The organism is Klebsiella sp. GFKo11 (genome assembly GCF_056490265.1).
Window position 1 is genome coordinate 5,000,708 of sequence record NZ_CM151369.1, and the last position, 15,908, is coordinate 5,016,615.

Below are 15,908 nucleotides of genomic sequence, written 5' to 3' on the forward strand. Positions count from 1 at the left end.
CGTCGCCGCAACCGCAAACAGCCTCTCGCTACACAAAGCACACCTCATTCCAGTAGGCTTCACGCGTCCTGCGCCGCTCAGTATGTTTTATCATGGCGAAACCACCTTGTTTCCACGTTACCGAGATCGATTCCATAGAGACTGGCGACCGGTAATATCGCCTCCATCATGCGTTGGGTATCCTGCTGCCCGGCTTCACCGTTAGATAAAGATGCCAGCCAGCCCGTGATGCGTTGCCATAGTGCCACTTTCATTTTTCTCCTCCGTCGGGAAGCGTTTTGCTTGCATCTATTTCAACCACAGTTGACGGCGGGCGGGAAATATCAATTCCTGATTTGTAATTCTGCGGGATGCATATTAGGGGTGAGAGGATCTTCCCGGAGGCGGTGCGGGCTACTTGTCCCCAGTTTGGTAGCCCGGACAGGCGCGTCAAGCGCCGCCTCCGGGAAGATTTTCATGCAGCAACTGAATCCTCCTGAAACAGAAAAATTCGCAGCGATGCCTTGGCCCCCGCTGAAATCGGCGAACCGGAGGTCCGAAGACAAGGGCTGGACGCCATGGATGGCGGACAGAGGCGAATCGAGACATGGACAAAATTGCCCGGAGCAATTTTGAACAGCGCTTGCGCTGGCCCCGGAGGGGCGAGTCCCAGGGATGGGACGAGTAGTGTCGAGTTGAGCCGACCGCAGGCTGAGGACCGGGAGGTGAGCGCAGTGCGCAGCACCGATTTCTTTGCGGGACCGCGGGGATTGTAAAGGGGGAGACGGTTTTCTCCCCCTTTACCCGTTCACGTACCACGGTGAGACATTTTCTGCGAAATAGCGGTGAACGGAACTCCTATAACACCGTCCCGGAGGCGGTGCTGCGCACCTGTCCGGGCTACTTGTCCCCAGTTTGGTAGCACAGAACCGGATAAACAATATCCACAATTTTGTTAAGTTCTTTTTCGTTATAGATAAGAACTTTTTCTTCTTTGCCGCAGAGGGTCAATTTGTGGGAGCGTGATTAACACAAAACAAAACAGGGATTCAGGGGATAAATTATGCGCATTGCAAAAACAAAAATCGCGCTGGCGCTGGGCATTCTGGTGCTCGCCGCGCAGGCTCAGGCCGATCAATTAGCCGATATCAAAGCCGCCGGGGTGGTCAAAGTCGCCACCTTCGACGCCAACCCGCCTTTCGGCTCGGTAGACCCGAAAACGCATAAAATCGTCGGCTACGACGTGGACTTCGCCGAAGCGCTGGCAAAATCGCTTGGCGTGAAGCTGGAGCTGGTCGCTACTAACCCGGCTAACCGCATTCCGCTGCTGCAATCCGGTAAAGCCGATCTGATCGTCGCCGATATCACTATCACCCCGGAACGCGCGCAGGTGATTGATTTCTCAACGCCATACTTCGTGACCGGCCAGCAGTTCCTCGTCCCGGCCAAATCAGCGGATAAACTTGATGATTACAGCAAAGCACGTATCGGCGCGGTAAAAGGCACCACCGGCGAGCAGGCGCTGCATCAGCGTTTCCCGCAATCTCGCGTGCTCTCTTATGACGATATTCCGCTGGCGCTGACCGCCCTGCGCAACGGTAACGTGCAGGCGATCACTCAGGACAGCACCATTCTCGCCGGGCTGCTGGCGGAAGCGCCGGACAAGGCGAACTTCAAAATCATTCCTGACCTGCTGAGCAAAGAAGAGATTGGCGTCGGTGTGAAGAAAGGCGAACCGGCTCTGCTGAAAGCCGTGAACGACGAGCTGGTAAACCTGGAGAAATCCGGCGAAGCGGCCAAAATTTACGACGTCTGGTTTGGCCCGAGCACCAAAACCCCGCAGCCGCGCGCCTTTACTATCGAAGCTAAATAAGCAGAAAATACATTATGTTATCGGCTCTATTTTCACGCTCCGCGGCATCGTCCGCGGATTTTTCGCATCTGCATCGCGCCAGTATTGAGTTCCGCGATGTCGCCAAAAGCTACGGCGATCATCGGGTACTGAACGGCGTTAATTTACAGGTCGAACCCGGCGAAGTGGTGGCGATCCTCGGCCCTTCGGGATCGGGCAAATCAACCCTGATCCGCCTGATCAACCAGCTGGAATCCCTCAGCGGCGGCGAGATCCTGATCGACGGCAAACCCACGCGTCAGCTCACCGGCAGCGCCCTGCGCCAGCTGCGCAGCCGGGTCGGCTTTGTCTTTCAGCAGTTTAATCTCTACGCCCACCTGACGGCGCAGGAGAATATCAGCCTCGCGCTGGAGAGGGTTCACGGCTGGGGCAAAAGCGCCGCCCGCGAACGCGCGTTAGAGCTGCTCAAACAGGTTGGTCTCGAAGATAAAGCGCAGCAGATGCCCGCCCAGCTCTCCGGCGGCCAGCAGCAGCGGGTGGCGATCGCCCGCGCCCTCGCCTCCTCGCCGCAAATCATTCTGTTCGATGAACCCACGTCGGCGCTGGATCCGGAGATGATCGGTGAAGTCTTGCAGGTGATGAAAGCCCTCGCCCACAGCGGGATCACTATGGTGGTGGTGACGCACGAGATGCAGTTCGCCCGCGAAATTGCCGACCGGGTGGTGTTTATCGACGGCGGCGATATTCTCGAAGTCGCGCCGCCGGCCGAGTTCTTCGCCCGACCGCAGCACGCCCGCACCCGTCGTTTTCTGCAAAAGGTGCTCGACCCGCTGCACCAGGAGAGTGAGGCGTGATCCCGCATCTCGACTGGCACGGCGTGCTGAGCGGGCAGCCGCTGCAATGGATAATCTCCGGTTTTCTCACCACCGTCTGGGTGAGCGTCGCCGGGATGATTCTGGCGACGATACTTGCCATTCTGCTGCTGGCGCTACGCCTCGGCGGCGGTCGGCCCGGACGCTGGCTGGTGGCGGCCTGGGTTTCGCTGTTTCGCAATACACCGCTGCTGGTTCAACTGCTGTTCTGGTATTTCGCCGCCTGGAATCTGCTTCCGCTTGGGGCGCGGGATTTTATCAACGACGAACATAGCTGGTCGATTCTGCCGGGCAACGTCTGGTGGCTGACGCCGGAGTTTCTCTGCTCGATGTGGGGGCTTGGGGTCTTTACCTCGGCATTTCTGATTGAGGAGATCGCCTCCGGGCTGCGCGCCGTTAGCCACGGCCAGCGGGAAGCGGCGCTGTCGCAGGGGTTAACGCCCTGGCAGGAGCTGCGCCACATTCTGCTGCCGCAGGGGCTGGCGAACGCCTGGCAGCCAATTATCGGCCAGTATTTGAACCTGATGAAGCTTTCTTCGCTGGCGAGCGGCATCGGCTTTGCCGAACTCACCTATCAGGTGCGGCAAATTGAGAGTTACAACGCGCATGCGCTGGAGGCCTTTGCCGTCGGCACCGTGCTGTATCTGGCGCTTGGCGTGGTCATGGGCGTGGCGCTGACGCGTTTCGGTCCGGGAAAACATCAGCAAAGGAGAGCCGGGTATGAACGCTAATCTGGCGGTGATTGTCGATAACCTCGACTATCTGCTGTGGGGACGACTGGCGGACGGTATTCCCGGCGGCGTGGTGCTGACGCTACTGATGGCTACCGGCGCCGCCGTGTTGGCGCTGCCCGGCGGGGTGCTGTTGGCGGGTATCGCCTGGCGTTATGACGGGATCGTGCGCCGGTTATTATTTCTGTGGGCGGAGATTATTCGCGGCATCCCGCTGATTTTCGTGATTTTCTGGCTGTGGTATCTGCTGCCAATGCTTACCGGCAGCGATCTGCCTGGGGCGGTGACCGTCACGGTAGCGCTGGCGTGGTTTACCGCCGCCTCGGTGATGCACTCGGTACTGGCTGGCCTGCAATCGCTGCCCCACGGGCAGTATGAAGCCGCGCTAACGCAGGGGTTTACTCCCGGACAGACGCTGCGCCTGATTCTGCTGCCGCAGGCTTTACGCAATGTTCAGCCGTCACTGGTCGGGATATTTATCGGCCTGCTCAAAGACACTTCGCTGGCCTTTATCGTCAACGTACCGGAACTGACCACCGTCGCTGGACAGGTGAATAACCGGGTGCAGATTTACCCGCTGGCGATTTTTGTCTTTACCGGCGCGGTTTATTATTTGCTGTGCTGCGGCCTGAGCCTGCTGGCCAATCGTCGGTATGCAAGAGTGGCCGGGTAAATCATTCGACATGGCGCGGTGAATGGATATCGCGCCACGTCGCTTTAACGCGGACTTCAGCGTGAATGACGCAGAGAAACGGATCGGTGGTCGGAATAAGACTTTTCATCAGAATTTCGTCGGTGAAAAAAGCGGAGGAAAATCCCCCCGCTCTTATACAACAAAAAAATCGACTAATTACACGACGCGGCCCGGAGGAAGAGTGAATTCATTCGTCCAGGTGGCATCAAACTGTACGCTGACGTCGCCGCTCCAGATACCGTCCGGCAACATACTGTAGTCCGAGACTTCCGTTGTACCGTCAGTGGTACCTTTGATGATGGAGAAAGTGAAAAAATCCTGGGCGCTGGTGCGGCCAGACTGGTTGTAACCGCCTGAAAGCGCACTAAGATTGCCGCCCAGAATGCCAACCGCCGTATCAATCATTTTGGTGTCGGTAGTTTTCTCAACGGCAACGCCGTTATATGCCACGCCAACATCCAGAGTTGAGCCAGAAGTGTCCAGTTGGGTTAGGGTGTTAGCCACCAGACGGGATGTCAGTTTAAAGTCAGTAGCACCGCTTTCCCCTGCGATAGTGACATCAAACAGGCCTTTCTGGGTGTTAAAACCCTTGATACCTTCCGCATAGTTGAAGGTCAGGCTGCCCAGCGGCGTGACAATCAGCCTGCTGGTGGTGTCTTTTTTCGCCGTAGCAGGCCAGGTCGCCACTGCCTGCGCCGTGGTATCAACGGCGTGCGCAACGCCGATACCAGAGAACGTTGCAGCCAGGGCAACAGCAATCATCTTTTTATTCATTACATTTCATCCTGAGTAAAAATTAAGGGCATAGCACCCCATCTCCATACGTATTAATCATTAATACGCGAATTCAATAAAAATGGTTAAATCAACAATGAATACAGCTCCACCTAAGCAGCACCTCTTTTTTATACCCTAAATAATTCGAGTTGCAGGCAGGCGGCAAGTAAGAGAGTCCCGATGAGCTTACTCAAGTAAGTGATTCGGGTGAACGCACGTAGCCAACGCACATGCAACTTGAAGTATGACGGGTATAGTTATCCTGCTTTTATATCTGCTCACATATTTACGGTGCTAAAAAATCACTTCACCTTGCAATCATCGGTCATTTTAATAAATTTCTCGTTATAGACGATGTAGTGATTCCCCGGCTGGCGAAGCGTCGCCTGGCGAACGATATCGCCAGGCCGTAAATACCAGGCATCGCCCTCTTCTTCTGTCGAATCGCAGCCGGGCTTAATCAGCAGCTTAAACCAGGTATTGCCGGTATTGCTGACGGTTCCCGCGGCCCGGTCAAAGTCCCATTTAAACTGTACCTGGCGTGGGCGCACCACCAGGATGGTGTCCATCACCACCACCGGATCCATACTCACCGCTGTCCCACTTTTATTGCGTATCACGTAATTTCGGGTCGAAATTTCACGAAATGAAACCCGGTAATAACGCTCGCGATTGTCTTTCGGACCGTGGTAGTAAAATTTAAAATATTCACTCTCTCCAGAGTGCAAGGTTAACTGACGCGGGGCAAACAGCAGTTCGCCGTCAGCCGGGCGGGAACGTACCTCTTTGCCGCTGGGACGATCGATGCCGACGATCGAGACCCGGTAAAGGCGCGCGCTTTTATTGTTATTAATAACCCGTTTAGATGCGAAATTATCTTCAGCCGCCAGCGAAAAGGTGAGATTACCGACGGAGATAGCTTGCGCCGCGCTCACGAATCCCAGCACCAGCAGGCAGAGCAGCATCCGCAGCAAATTAGTTAGTGTTACGCCACGTCGCCTGAACATGGATTTCTCCTGAAGCACTCACTTCACCAAACCAGCCGTCATTATCCACCGTGCGCAGCGATATATCGTTATTCATTGGAATGGAAAACTTCACCGTCGTTTTATCCATCTCCCCCACGTCGCCGGAAATATCGTTCCACGGGGTGGTTAACCATAATGCATCGGTCATATCACGCCAGGTATCATCACAACCGGCATCGTAAGTTTTGGTTGTCCCGGTCTGAGTGGTAAACACCAGCGTCGCCGGAAAAGGTACTTTGGTCATGCCGTCTGATGAACTAAAAACACAGTAAGAGCGCCCACCGATAACCTGCGTCGGTCCCTTCACTTTAATCTGTACTTCGTCGGCGGCAGTTTTACCGCTGGTCGTGACAATATAGCCGAAGTCCAGCGACGGTTCGTATCTTCCCACATTCCCTTCACGCGTCGGCGCGGTGGTGTACTCATCTGAAATAATGCTGACGCCAAAATCACGAGGTTTAATGATGATCGTGTTGGAGGCGGAAAATTCATACCAGCCAGACTCCGGTGAGATGGTGTTCTGAAAACGAAAGTTAAACAAATCCTTGGTATTAATATCGCTCATCCCCAGTTGCACCATCTTTTTAAAAAAATTACTGGAGAAAAAAACGTACACTGAATCAGATGATTTCATATCATTGAAATTATAGTAATAAGTGGTGCCGCTAACCGGCTTCCACGAACTACCATTTAGACTAAACTGCATATCATAGTTACCCACCGCAGAAGCCAGCGACGAGTTGCTGATAGCCGGAAAGATATGGATAGAGGTATTGCTGAGGCCATTGTGCTGCAAAATGTAGTTCACAATTTTGCAGCTCAACCCGGAACGGGTTCCGATAGTCTGCGTCCGACAATCGGCATTGCCTTCACCCATAGTCGGTATCCCATCACTGTTAATAAAGACTTCAGCAAGTGCATTGGTATTTACCAGCTTCAGATGCCCACCTTTAGTGTGGCTTACTTTACGCACATACCAGGTTCCTGAAACCTGATCCTTGCATCGACCTCCGCTATTAGCATCATAACTAACTGAAGTCGTGCAAGAATTCATCGTCATCGTCAAGTTCCCACCGACCGGGGTCTGTTGCAAAGCCTGATAAAAAGAGTCGGACATCATGCCGTGCATCCATTTTTGCCCACCGCTGGTCACCTTCACGCCATAAAAGCCGCTGGCATCGGTAGTTTGCGGCAGGATCAGGCTGGTTGCCATATCGCAACCGGAATACCAGTTGATGCATCGCAAGCCAAGCAGTGGATTAACGGCTGGCGAATTTTCCAGCCACATATCGAAGTACCAGTTGGCGTGCAATCCGGTGTTATAGCCATTGTCAATGTAGCCCAGACTCTGCTGATAAATGGTGCCCGAACCGTTATATTTCAGTCCGGTCCAGCGGTTCGCCCCGGTCATTCGCGGATCCAGCCCACCGCCGGGCGTGACGAAATAGTTATCGTCCGAGTTATTTTCCACAAAGACAAACTGCATAGTCGCTGCGTCGGATCTGACGGTTTTTGTTACTGCAGCGTTAACCCGCGCCGCGCACAGCGTCGCCGTTAACATCATTAAATATACCAACCAATTAGCCTTCATTACCTTCTCCTGTCAGCTGCACGCTGGCATAGGTCGCAAGGCCGCTACAGACCACATCACCTACCCACACCGCACCTCGCGCCTGGCTTAACTCCAGCGCCACTTCACAGCTCTGGTTTTTGCCGTAACTGAAATCAATGGTCGGATATTTTTTATCAACGTCCATCACAAACTCACCGTTGTCATCGGTAAGAGTTCGCCCGATATGATTATTAATGCGGGCATTGGCCAGCAGCGTGCCGTCTTCTGCGCGAATACGTCCGGAAACGGTCACCATCTGCTTCACTTCCGGATCAAGCACCGCCACATTTCCCGGATAGAGCGTCAGGCGGCTTTTACGCCCGCTCACGATGTCGTAGCTGTCGAGGGAGTTTTTGCTGTTTTGGAGTTCCACTTCATAACGGTTGTACGGCGATAGCGGCAGATAGTTGCGCTTGCCGGAGATCTGGAAAATACGTCCGTTGACCTTCGCGCTTAGCTGAGCGTCATCCTCCAGGCCGGTGTTCAAAATCAGCCCCGCATTGCCTTCACTCATGCCGCTGGCGGCAATGTTTTTCCCTTGCCAACCCACGCTGCCGCTGGCGTTCAGGTTGGTGTTCACATAGCCGTCCGCGCCGCTGTTCACGTTCAGCGTACCGTTGGCATAACGCGTCTCAAACTGCGCATAGGCCCCGCCGCTGAGAGTTTTGTCATCGCCGGTATCGCCGGAAATTGCCCGCGAGACGTTGGCCCCGATGGTGCGGATCGCACCTCCATTGAACCGCTTACGCGCGGACAGGTTGGCCGTCGAGTAGCCGTTCTGATGCGACATCCCGCCGCTCAACCAGTTGCCAAGCGGTAGGGAAAGGTCGAGCGCGATATATTTGCCAGTATTGTTGTTATAACCTGAATTATTAAAACGCTGGATGCCCGCACGCAGTCCCAGCGAACCAAAAGAGCCGCTATAAAGCGTCTGGTAATAATCCGCCGTATAGTAGTGACTGCTGTTTTGGCGGTCGTCGTTGTAGCTCATACTGAAGGTTCCCAGCTTTGACCACAGAGACCCCAGGTTTAGCGATCCGCCGATAGCACGGTTATCGGCATCGCTGCGCCGCAGCGTGTCGCCAATCGATGTTTTTTCCTGGTTCACCCAGACCGAGCTGAAGCCGCCGGGAAGCGTAGCGCTGATGCTACCGATGCTGCTCCAGGAGCTGTCGCTGGCCACCATGTTCTGCATGTTGATGTTAATCATGCTGGTCAGCGGCAGGCTAAACCGCGCTTCACCCACGGTGCTGGTGTCATAGCCGTAGCCCGATGCCGACCAGGTGAGGGTACGCAACGACCCCGATGCCGAAACCCCTGCCAGCCAGCTATCTTTCGCGGGCTGCGTTTTTCTGCCGTCCTGCGACCAGCGGTCCATATGGAAGCTGCCGCCCCAGAACTGCCAGGCCAGCGGCGCACCAGCTCCGCGTCCCCGGCTGAACAGTTTGTTGACTCGCTGAGTGCGTTTACTGACCGAGCGACCGTTGACGATCACTTCCACTTCAATATCGTAAATCCCGTACGGTAGCCCGCGCGTATCCACTTCATGGTTACCCATGGCGAAGTTCTGTACGCTCAGCAGCCGCCCATCACGCGACAGGTGTACTTCCCCCGCCGCAGATAAGAAAGCCACGACCGGCGTCGCCGACTGAGTGTTATCAAATACCGTCGAACTGGCCTGATTACCCCACGAGGCACCGTAAATTTTCCCTGCCGAAACGGCGGTCATTGGCCCCAGCGATTGCAGGTTCCAGGTATCCAGCATTCCGGCGGCAAAGCGGTGGCCGGAAAAATCCCGTTCATACATCGCTTTATACAGCTGATTGTTTTGGTTGCTGGTACCGACACCGTAAACCGATCCATCAAGCGCGATATGGTGTTCGCGTAAGGCGCTTACGCTGTTCAGCGACAGGTAGCTGGAAGTGCTATCCCCGCCGTTGTGCATCTGGTTGTTATACACCCCGAGGTTGTAGTTCAGGGTACTGCTGATTTTATTGACGCTGGACTGACCGATATCTTCGCTGCGCGAACGCAGTACGGTGCCCAGAGCTTCTTTTTTCACCACCAGTTGTAACAGCAGGCGGCGCAGATCGAACTGTAGCCGGGCATCCGGCGTCAGGGAAATACGCAGATCGTCGCTAAAGGGAGCATCAGCTATCTCAGTGAGTAACTGCCGGGTCGCCGCATTGAGCGTCGCGTTCTCTTCTTTTTCTTCCAGTTGGATCTGGCGGATCCGCAGTGCCCCACCATCCATCCAGATAAAGGCACTGCCGAGCCGCTGGTCATCCTGGGTGCCAGAGCTACCTTCGAGATGGGTGAACAGCGGGATACTCATTCCGTCACGCAGCGCCAGACCAAAGGCCTGGGGAATAATTACGCCGCCAATCTGTCGTACCGGTTCAGGGGCTGCGCCAACGCTGAAGGGAGTGAAAACAATAACAAAACCGGAGGCAAGGATCGTTCGCAGGCCAGAGGCGTTCCAAAGTGAGGACATATCCTTATCCGTTTATATTAGACAGTTACTTTACGGGCACGAACTGCTCGCCCTGCCAGAGCGCAACCCGGCCTTTTTTATCCGCGACATTGACGCGGGTAAAACGACGGCCATCCCCAGGCATCAGGAAGTAGCTCTCTTTGCACTCTTTACCGTCAGAGGCCTTCAGGCATGGGCCGTAGGACAGAATTCGTAGCGTGGCGTTACCGGTATTCACCAGCTTTCCGTCGTTGTATTGATAGCGGAAATTTACCTTGCGCGGCGCCACAACCAGAATGGTGCCGATACGGGCTGAAGCGGTAGCCACCGCGGTGCGGGTACCACCATTACGCTGTGCGTCGCTTAAGGCCTGATCGAACCAGACGATGCGGTAATAGCGCTCTTTTTCATCCGCCGGACCTTTATAGAAAAAGCGAATCGATTCACTGGATTGTGCAGGCAGCAGCAGGCTGGCGGGCGTTAATAACAGCTCTTCTTTGCTCTCCATCGGAATAACTTTTCCCCCTTCCAGCGGCGTCGTCAGGCGTTCAATGTGAATATTGATCAGCCGCCCGCTGTCGGTGGTATTTTTAATTTCTTTGCTCAGCACGCTGGCTTCGCTATTGATAAACGAGGAGATATCACCGACGTCAAGCGCCATAGCCGGCGGAATTGCGCAGAGAAACAGGCCGAGGGCCAGAATGCGATTTTTCATCAGAATTCCATCCGTGAAAAAGGCGGGGAAAACTCCCCCGCCTGATATGACAGAAAAATTAAGTTGATGGAGTCGCTGCAGTCCATGTAGCGTCGAACTGTACGCTGACGTCACCGCTCCAGATACCTTCCGGTAGCGCACTGTAGTCAGTCACAACCGCTGAACCATCAGTGGTACCTTTGATGATGGAGAAAGTGAAATTATCCTGAGCGCTGGTACGGGTAGTCTGGTTATAGCCAGTAGACAAAGCGCTAAGGTTGCCGCCCAGAATACCCGCAGCAGTATCGATCATTTTGGTATCGGCATTTTTCTCAACGGCAACGCCGTTATAAGCCACACCTACGTCAAGAGTTGAGCCAGAAGTATCCAGCTGAGTCAGGGTGTTACTCACCAGACGAGAAGTCAGTTTAAAACCAGTAGCACTGGTGTCACCCGCGACAGTGACATCAAACAGGCCTTTCTGGGTGTTAAAGCCCTTGATGCCTTCAGCATAGTTGAATGACAGACTGCCCAGCGGGGTGACAACCAGCTTGCTGGTAGTGTCTTTTTTCGCCGTGGCGGACCAGTTCGCAACGGCCTGTGCAGTCGTATCAACTGCGTGTGCAACGCCCATACCAGAGAACGCGGCAACCAGAGCAACGGCAATAATCTTTTTATTCATAACATTTCATCCTGAGTAAAAATTAAGGGCACAATGCCCCACATCCATGCGCATTAATCATTAATGCGCGAATTCAATAACAACGGTCGAATCAACTGAAAAACGTTAAATGGCTATTCGATTTATCTTGGAATACAGCTTCCCCTCAGCATTGCGCTGATGGGTATATACCGTCTTCACACTACAATTTTCTATTCTGGCAATTGATTTTGGCTGCATCCCCTGCGCAAGAAGACCAATAATCTGCATCTCTTTTTTGGTCATTTTTCCTTTTTTAATATCTGTGCGTAGAAAGCGGCCATTTATTACCCGAGCTAATTCATAGCGAATATTTCGTAGCGATCCCGCATAAACCACGCCCCTGGCCTGGCTATTGAAATACCAGTAATTAGCCAGCGCCTCCAACCTGGCGGCGGCAATTAACACCACCTGTTTTTTCTCTGTTTTTCTCAACCATTGACGTTCATGGCTGATAAAGTGGCACATAAATTTGGGGCTTATATTAATAAATATAAAATCATCCCGTATAGCTTCCAGGGACGGGTAAACTAATTCTCTGATTTCAAAAATAATCTCGGATAATCCATCAGCAAAGTAGCGATCGTCCTTCGGCCAGATACATGACCTTAAATCAAATTGATAATCCATATATCACGCGTTCCTCCTCCATGATTCGGTGATGCCTCTAATTAGTTGAATCTGATGTATAATGCGGGCTTTTGAGGTTCTTTCATGGCCAGCGTTAACATTCATTGTCCTCGTTGTCAGTCTGCACAGGTCTACCGCCATGGTCAGAACCCTAAAGGCCATGACAGATTTCGCTGCCGTGACTGCCACCGCGTTTTTCAGCTCACTTACACTTATGAGGCCCGTAAGCCGGGCATTAAAGAGCTGATCACTGAAATGGCCTTCAATGGCGCCGGGGTTCGCGATACCGCCAGAACACTGAAAATTGGCATTAACACCGTCATCCGGACTTTAAAAACTCACGCCAAAGCGAATAACGTCTTCGCCCGTTGCTCATGCTGATGTGGCGCTTATCTGCGAACTTGATGAGCAATGGAGTTTCGTTGGCAGTAAAGCCCGGCAACACTGGCTCTGGTACGCGTATAACACCAAAACAGGGGGTGTACTGGCCTACACTTTTGGTCCCCGTACCGATGAAACCTGCCGGGAACTACTGGCACTGCTTACGCCATTCAACATCGGCATGATCACCAGCGACGACTGGGGCAGCTATGGCCGGGAGGTGCCGAAGGATAAGCATCTGACCGGAAAAATATTCACCCAACGGATTGAGCGCAATAACCTGACGCTGCGCACCCGCATTAAGCGCTTGGCTCGTAAAACAATCTGCTTCTCGCGTTCAGTAGAGATCCACGAAAAAGTCATCGGGACGTTTATTGAAAAACACATGTTCTACTAATTGGAAGCATCACCATCCATTGTAATACCAGTAATTGGCCAGCGCTTCTGATCGCCTCGCGGCGATAAGCACGATCTGCTTTCCTTTCATTTCTGCCAGCCACTCGCTATCACGGCGGATAAAATAGTTCAGAGAACTGGCGCTAAGATTGATAAAAACAAACTCCTGACACACTTTCGCAAGTGGCAGATAAATTAGCTTATCGATATCTAAAATAAGCTCAACCAGACCCGTCATAAAATAATTATCATGCGCAGGCCAGATGCACTTATCTAAAGAACATTTATGATCCATATAAAGTTAAACCCCATAGTCCTGGAAATCTCGAACGTATCACACACTGCTGATAGCCCAGGCCTGCAAAGTCTAAGTCAGCAAATCCCTCTTTAATTGATATCCAATATAAAATCCAAATAGCATTACTTGAGAAAAATAACACTAAAGAAATTGCTTGTTTCTAGTGGTTACAAATTTAGGATTTTTCTTGATGAGTGTCAATAAGTGTGGTGAATGCTAATTGCCGACCAGGTCAATTTAGGCCTTGAGAATAAAAATAAGAATATTGAGTTAAACACAAAAACCATTTATTTTCATGTGGTTATTGATGACTTATGCGTAAATTCTTAATCAATTATTACCTGACATAGGATCTTATCTATATAAACTTAAGACTATTCTTAAGCGCATGATTATTTAAAAAAGCTAAAAAACCGAACAAATACATAAATTAAGAATATAAACCTAAAATACAACAAAATTATAGGTAATAATTTCATTAATAATGCTTATTATCAGTTTTATATGCCGCACAAAAGGCATAAAGGCAGACTAAAAAATTAGTGATGCAAATCGTAATCAATCGCTAAAACATTATCTATTCGATTAAACCGACTTAGAGCACAAGATCGTACGGACATCTGGAATCGTTTACCCGATAAACCTGGGTTTGCAGTTTGTGAGTAATGTCGCACAGAATTCCCTGTCTCCATCAGAGGAAAAATGTATCGGTATTTTTCTCAACAAATAGCGTAATAAAGGTAGCAGAACAGCTCGCGCCTCCCGGAAGTAGATGAAAAAACGTGATCCCTCACGCACTTTTTTACTCATGAAGGCGTTTGTCTTTTACATCCGTTCACTATTTGTTCGCTTTACTGTCATCTGGCAGTCATAAAAAACACCATTAATAGTGCCCAGTTTAATGACGAATCTGGACGCACTTATGAACAGCACTCTCGCTGCGGTTGCAGAAACCGATTATCAGCAGTTTACGCAACCCCATACCGCCCGACAGCGGACGGTCTTAAGCGTACGCAACCTGAGCAAATCCTACAGCGCGCAGCAAACCGTACTGGATAGCATCAGTTTCGATCTCCATGCGGGCGAGCTGGTTGGCGTGATTGGCCGATCCGGTGCAGGCAAATCCACCCTATTACATGTCCTGAATGGTACCCATAGCACCAGCGGCGGCGAGATCCTGAGCTATCCAGAAGTAGGGACGCCACAGGATGTATCAAAGCTGACAGGCCGCGCGTTAAATGCCTGGCGCAGCCAGTGCGGGATGATATTTCAGGATTTCTGCCTGGTTCCCCGTCTCGATGTGTTAACCAACGTGCTGCTGGGACGCCTGAGCCAAACCTCAACCCTGAAATCGTTATTCAAAGTCTTTCCTGATGCTGACCGCGCCCGCGCTATCTCTCTACTCGAATGGATGAATATGCTGCCACATGCGCTACAGAGGGCGGAAAATCTCTCCGGCGGTCAAATGCAGCGCGTGGCAATTTGCCGGGCGTTAATGCAAAACCCGGGTATTTTACTGGCCGATGAACCAGTCGCCTCTCTCGACCCGAAAAATACGCAGCGGATCATGAATGTTCTGCGCGAAATTAGCGAACAGGGCATCAGCGTAATGGTAAACCTGCACTCGGTGGAACTGGTGCGTGAATATTGCACCCGAGTTATCGGCGTAGCCAAAGGCAAGATTATTTTTGACGACCATCCCACTCGGCTGAATCAGGATATTCTGCATCGGCTGTACGGCGATGAAATTAGCCAATTGCATTAAATTTCACTCACACGGGCAAAATAATGAAAAAGTACATCACTGGCGCAGTTCGTTTATCCGCAGCGGTTGCAGGCATTATGATGGCGTGGCAGGCAAATGCTGCTGAGCAACCGAAGGAATTAAATCTGGGCATCCTTGGCGGTCAGAACGCAACGCAGCAAATTGGTGATAACCAGTGCGTCAAACAGTTCCTCGATAAAGAGCTGAACGTGGATACCAAATTACGTAACTCCTCCGACTATTCTGGCGTGATTCAGGGGTTACTGGGCGGCAAAGTTGACGTGGTATTAAGTATGTCGCCGTCATCTTACGCCTCTGTTTATATTAACAACCCGAAGGCCGTTGATATTGTCGGTATCGCCGTTGATGATAAAGATCAATCCCGCGGCTACCACTCGGTGGTGGTAGTTAAAGCCGATAGCCCATATAAAAAGTTAGAAGACCTGAAAGGTAAAGCGTTTGGTTTTGCCGATCCGGATTCCACTTCCGGCTTTTTAATTCCGAACCACGCCTTTAAACAGCAGTTCGGTGGTACATCGGATAATAAATATAACAACTTCTTCTCCAGCGTGACCTTCTCCGGCGGCCACGAGCAAGACATTCTTGGCGTGCTGAATGGTCAGTTTGCCGGGGCGGTGACCTGGACCTCCATGGTGGGCGATTACAACAGCGGCTACAGCGTCGGTGCTTTCAATCGCCTGATTCGCATGGATCACCCGGACCTGATGAAACAAATCCGTATTATCTGGCAATCGCCGCTGATCCCGAATGGCCCAATCCTGGTGAGTAACGCTCTGCCTGCTGACTTCAAGGCCAAAGTCGTCACTGCGATTAAAAAGCTGGATACCGACGATCACGCCTGCTTTATTAAAGCGATGGGCGGTACCCAGCATATTGGCCCCGGTAGCGTGGCTGATTTCCAGCAGATCATCGATATGAAACGCGAGCTGGTTAGCGCGCGTTAATCCCGCCCTGACGCCGCCGCCCGGCACATTTAGCGGGCGGCGGCGACTCGTTGAAGACACA

15 protein-coding genes and 1 pseudogene are annotated in these 15,908 nt (G+C 52.1%); 7 read left to right on the forward strand and 9 right to left on the reverse strand.

The annotated features are described in order from the left end of the window. Positions 1–77: 77 nt before the first annotated feature. The gene (locus AC07P6_RS24110) at positions 78–254 is read right to left on the reverse strand and encodes a hypothetical protein (protein WP_110273846.1); all 177 of its coding nucleotides are present in this window, start codon (positions 252–254) and stop codon (positions 78–80) included. A gap of 788 nt (positions 255–1,042) precedes the next feature. On the opposite strand from AC07P6_RS24110, the gene AC07P6_RS24115 reads away from it, so the two are divergent. From AC07P6_RS24115 to AC07P6_RS24130, 4 genes are read left to right on the forward strand one after another with little or no spacing between them, the layout of a single operon-like run. Beyond that, positions 1,043–1,852: an ABC transporter substrate-binding protein gene (locus AC07P6_RS24115; RefSeq protein WP_110273847.1), complete on the forward strand. Its 810-nt coding sequence runs from the start codon at positions 1,043–1,045 to the stop codon at positions 1,850–1,852. Between the two features lie 14 nt (positions 1,853–1,866). Then, entirely contained in the window at positions 1,867–2,685 is an 819-nt protein-coding gene (locus AC07P6_RS24120; RefSeq protein ID WP_478314878.1) for an amino acid ABC transporter ATP-binding protein, read from the forward strand. Further along, a complete protein-coding gene (locus AC07P6_RS24125; RefSeq protein WP_478314879.1) occupies positions 2,682–3,434 on the forward strand; it encodes an amino acid ABC transporter permease in 753 nt (250 codons plus the stop codon). Before AC07P6_RS24120 ends, AC07P6_RS24125 begins: the two co-directional genes overlap by 4 nt. Then, positions 3,424–4,107: an amino acid ABC transporter permease gene (locus AC07P6_RS24130; RefSeq protein ID WP_478314880.1), complete on the forward strand. Its 684-nt coding sequence runs from the start codon at positions 3,424–3,426 to the stop codon at positions 4,105–4,107. Before AC07P6_RS24125 ends, AC07P6_RS24130 begins: the two co-directional genes overlap by 11 nt. Before the next feature lie 177 nt (positions 4,108–4,284). Here AC07P6_RS24130 and ecpA (AC07P6_RS24135) read toward each other — a convergent pair whose 3' ends face one another. The 7 genes from ecpA (AC07P6_RS24135) to ecpR all read right to left on the reverse strand — a co-directional run bounded on the left by ecpA (AC07P6_RS24135) (position 4,285) and on the right by ecpR (position 12,042). Beyond that, the gene (gene ecpA, locus AC07P6_RS24135) at positions 4,285–4,902 is read right to left on the reverse strand and encodes a common pilus major fimbrillin subunit EcpA (RefSeq protein WP_478314881.1); all 618 of its coding nucleotides are present in this window, start codon (positions 4,900–4,902) and stop codon (positions 4,285–4,287) included. A gap of 305 nt (positions 4,903–5,207) precedes the next feature. Beyond that, a complete protein-coding gene (locus tag AC07P6_RS24140; protein ID WP_478314882.1) occupies positions 5,208–5,912 on the reverse strand; it encodes a fimbrial biogenesis chaperone in 705 nt (234 codons plus the stop codon). After that, entirely contained in the window at positions 5,881–7,497 is a 1,617-nt protein-coding gene (gene ecpD, locus AC07P6_RS24145; protein ID WP_434664212.1) for a fimbrial adhesin EcpD, read from the reverse strand. The genes AC07P6_RS24140 and ecpD overlap by 32 nt, the downstream gene beginning before the upstream one ends. A gap of 16 nt (positions 7,498–7,513) precedes the next feature. Then, the gene (locus AC07P6_RS24150; RefSeq protein WP_478314883.1) at positions 7,514–10,039 is read right to left on the reverse strand and encodes a CS1-pili formation C-terminal domain-containing protein; all 2,526 of its coding nucleotides are present in this window, start codon (positions 10,037–10,039) and stop codon (positions 7,514–7,516) included. Positions 10,040–10,064: 25 nt separating this feature from the next. Then, on the reverse strand, positions 10,065–10,733 hold the full coding sequence (locus AC07P6_RS24155) for an EcpB family pilus assembly chaperone (RefSeq protein ID WP_478314884.1): 669 nt from the start codon (positions 10,731–10,733) through the stop codon (positions 10,065–10,067). A 58-nt stretch (positions 10,734–10,791) separates the two neighbouring features. Beyond that, positions 10,792–11,394, reverse strand: coding sequence for a common pilus major fimbrillin subunit EcpA (ecpA, locus tag AC07P6_RS24160; RefSeq protein ID WP_478314885.1), 603 nt, complete (start codon positions 11,392–11,394; stop codon positions 10,792–10,794). Positions 11,395–11,499: 105 nt separating this feature from the next. Further along, complete coding sequence (gene ecpR, locus AC07P6_RS24165; RefSeq protein ID WP_434660025.1) at positions 11,500–12,042, reverse strand: ECP biosynthesis operon DNA-binding transcriptional regulator EcpR; 543 nt, start codon at positions 12,040–12,042, stop codon at positions 11,500–11,502. An 84-nt stretch (positions 12,043–12,126) separates the two neighbouring features. Between ecpR and AC07P6_RS24170 the strand changes: the two genes are divergently transcribed. Next, a protein-coding gene (locus tag AC07P6_RS24170; protein WP_134810160.1) for an IS1-like element IS1N family transposase occupies positions 12,127–12,820 on the forward strand; the annotation gives its coding sequence in 2 pieces (ribosomal slippage) (positions 12,127–12,377 and positions 12,376–12,820; 696 coding nt in all). Between the two features lie 18 nt (positions 12,821–12,838). Here the strand turns inward: AC07P6_RS24170 and AC07P6_RS24175 are convergent. Further along, a pseudogene (locus AC07P6_RS24175) lies at positions 12,839–13,114 on the reverse strand (ECP biosynthesis operon DNA-binding transcriptional regulator EcpR); the annotation flags it as partial. A gap of 925 nt (positions 13,115–14,039) precedes the next feature. Here AC07P6_RS24175 and phnC point away from each other — a divergent pair. Both phnC and phnD read left to right on the forward strand, forming a co-directional pair. Then, positions 14,040–14,882 (forward strand): phosphonate ABC transporter ATP-binding protein, encoded by an 843-nt coding sequence (gene phnC, locus AC07P6_RS24180; RefSeq protein WP_478314886.1) that lies wholly within the window; start codon positions 14,040–14,042, stop codon positions 14,880–14,882. A 23-nt stretch (positions 14,883–14,905) separates the two neighbouring features. Continuing rightward, complete coding sequence (gene phnD, locus AC07P6_RS24185; RefSeq protein WP_182236589.1) at positions 14,906–15,847, forward strand: phosphonate ABC transporter substrate-binding protein; 942 nt, start codon at positions 14,906–14,908, stop codon at positions 15,845–15,847. Positions 15,848–15,908: the final 61 nt, after the last annotated feature.

Bases quoted from the DNA above. Each gene is read 5' to 3' on its own strand.
- AC07P6_RS24110 (WP_110273846.1), bottom strand. From the start codon at position 254: ATGAAAGTGGCACTATGGCAACGCATCACGGGCTGGCTGGCATCTTTA.
- AC07P6_RS24115 (WP_110273847.1), top strand. From the start codon at position 1,043: ATGCGCATTGCAAAAACAAAAATCGCGCTGGCGCTGGGCATTCTGGTG.
- AC07P6_RS24120 (WP_478314878.1), top strand. From the start codon at position 1,867: ATGTTATCGGCTCTATTTTCACGCTCCGCGGCATCGTCCGCGGATTTT.
- AC07P6_RS24130 (WP_478314880.1), top strand. From the start codon at position 3,424: ATGAACGCTAATCTGGCGGTGATTGTCGATAACCTCGACTATCTGCTG.
- ecpA (WP_478314881.1), bottom strand. From the start codon at position 4,902: ATGAATAAAAAGATGATTGCTGTTGCCCTGGCTGCAACGTTCTCTGGT.
- AC07P6_RS24140 (WP_478314882.1), bottom strand. From the start codon at position 5,912: ATGTTCAGGCGACGTGGCGTAACACTAACTAATTTGCTGCGGATGCTG.
- ecpD (WP_434664212.1), bottom strand. From the start codon at position 7,497: ATGATGTTAACGGCGACGCTGTGCGCGGCGCGGGTTAACGCTGCAGTA.
- AC07P6_RS24150 (WP_478314883.1), bottom strand. From the start codon at position 10,039: ATGTCCTCACTTTGGAACGCCTCTGGCCTGCGAACGATCCTTGCCTCC.
- AC07P6_RS24155 (WP_478314884.1), bottom strand. From the start codon at position 10,733: ATGAAAAATCGCATTCTGGCCCTCGGCCTGTTTCTCTGCGCAATTCCG.
- ecpA (WP_478314885.1), bottom strand. From the start codon at position 11,394: ATGAATAAAAAGATTATTGCCGTTGCTCTGGTTGCCGCGTTCTCTGGT.
- ecpR (WP_434660025.1), bottom strand. From the start codon at position 12,042: ATGGATTATCAATTTGATTTAAGGTCATGTATCTGGCCGAAGGACGAT.
- phnC (WP_478314886.1), top strand. From the start codon at position 14,040: ATGAACAGCACTCTCGCTGCGGTTGCAGAAACCGATTATCAGCAGTTT.
- phnD (WP_182236589.1), top strand. From the start codon at position 14,906: ATGAAAAAGTACATCACTGGCGCAGTTCGTTTATCCGCAGCGGTTGCA.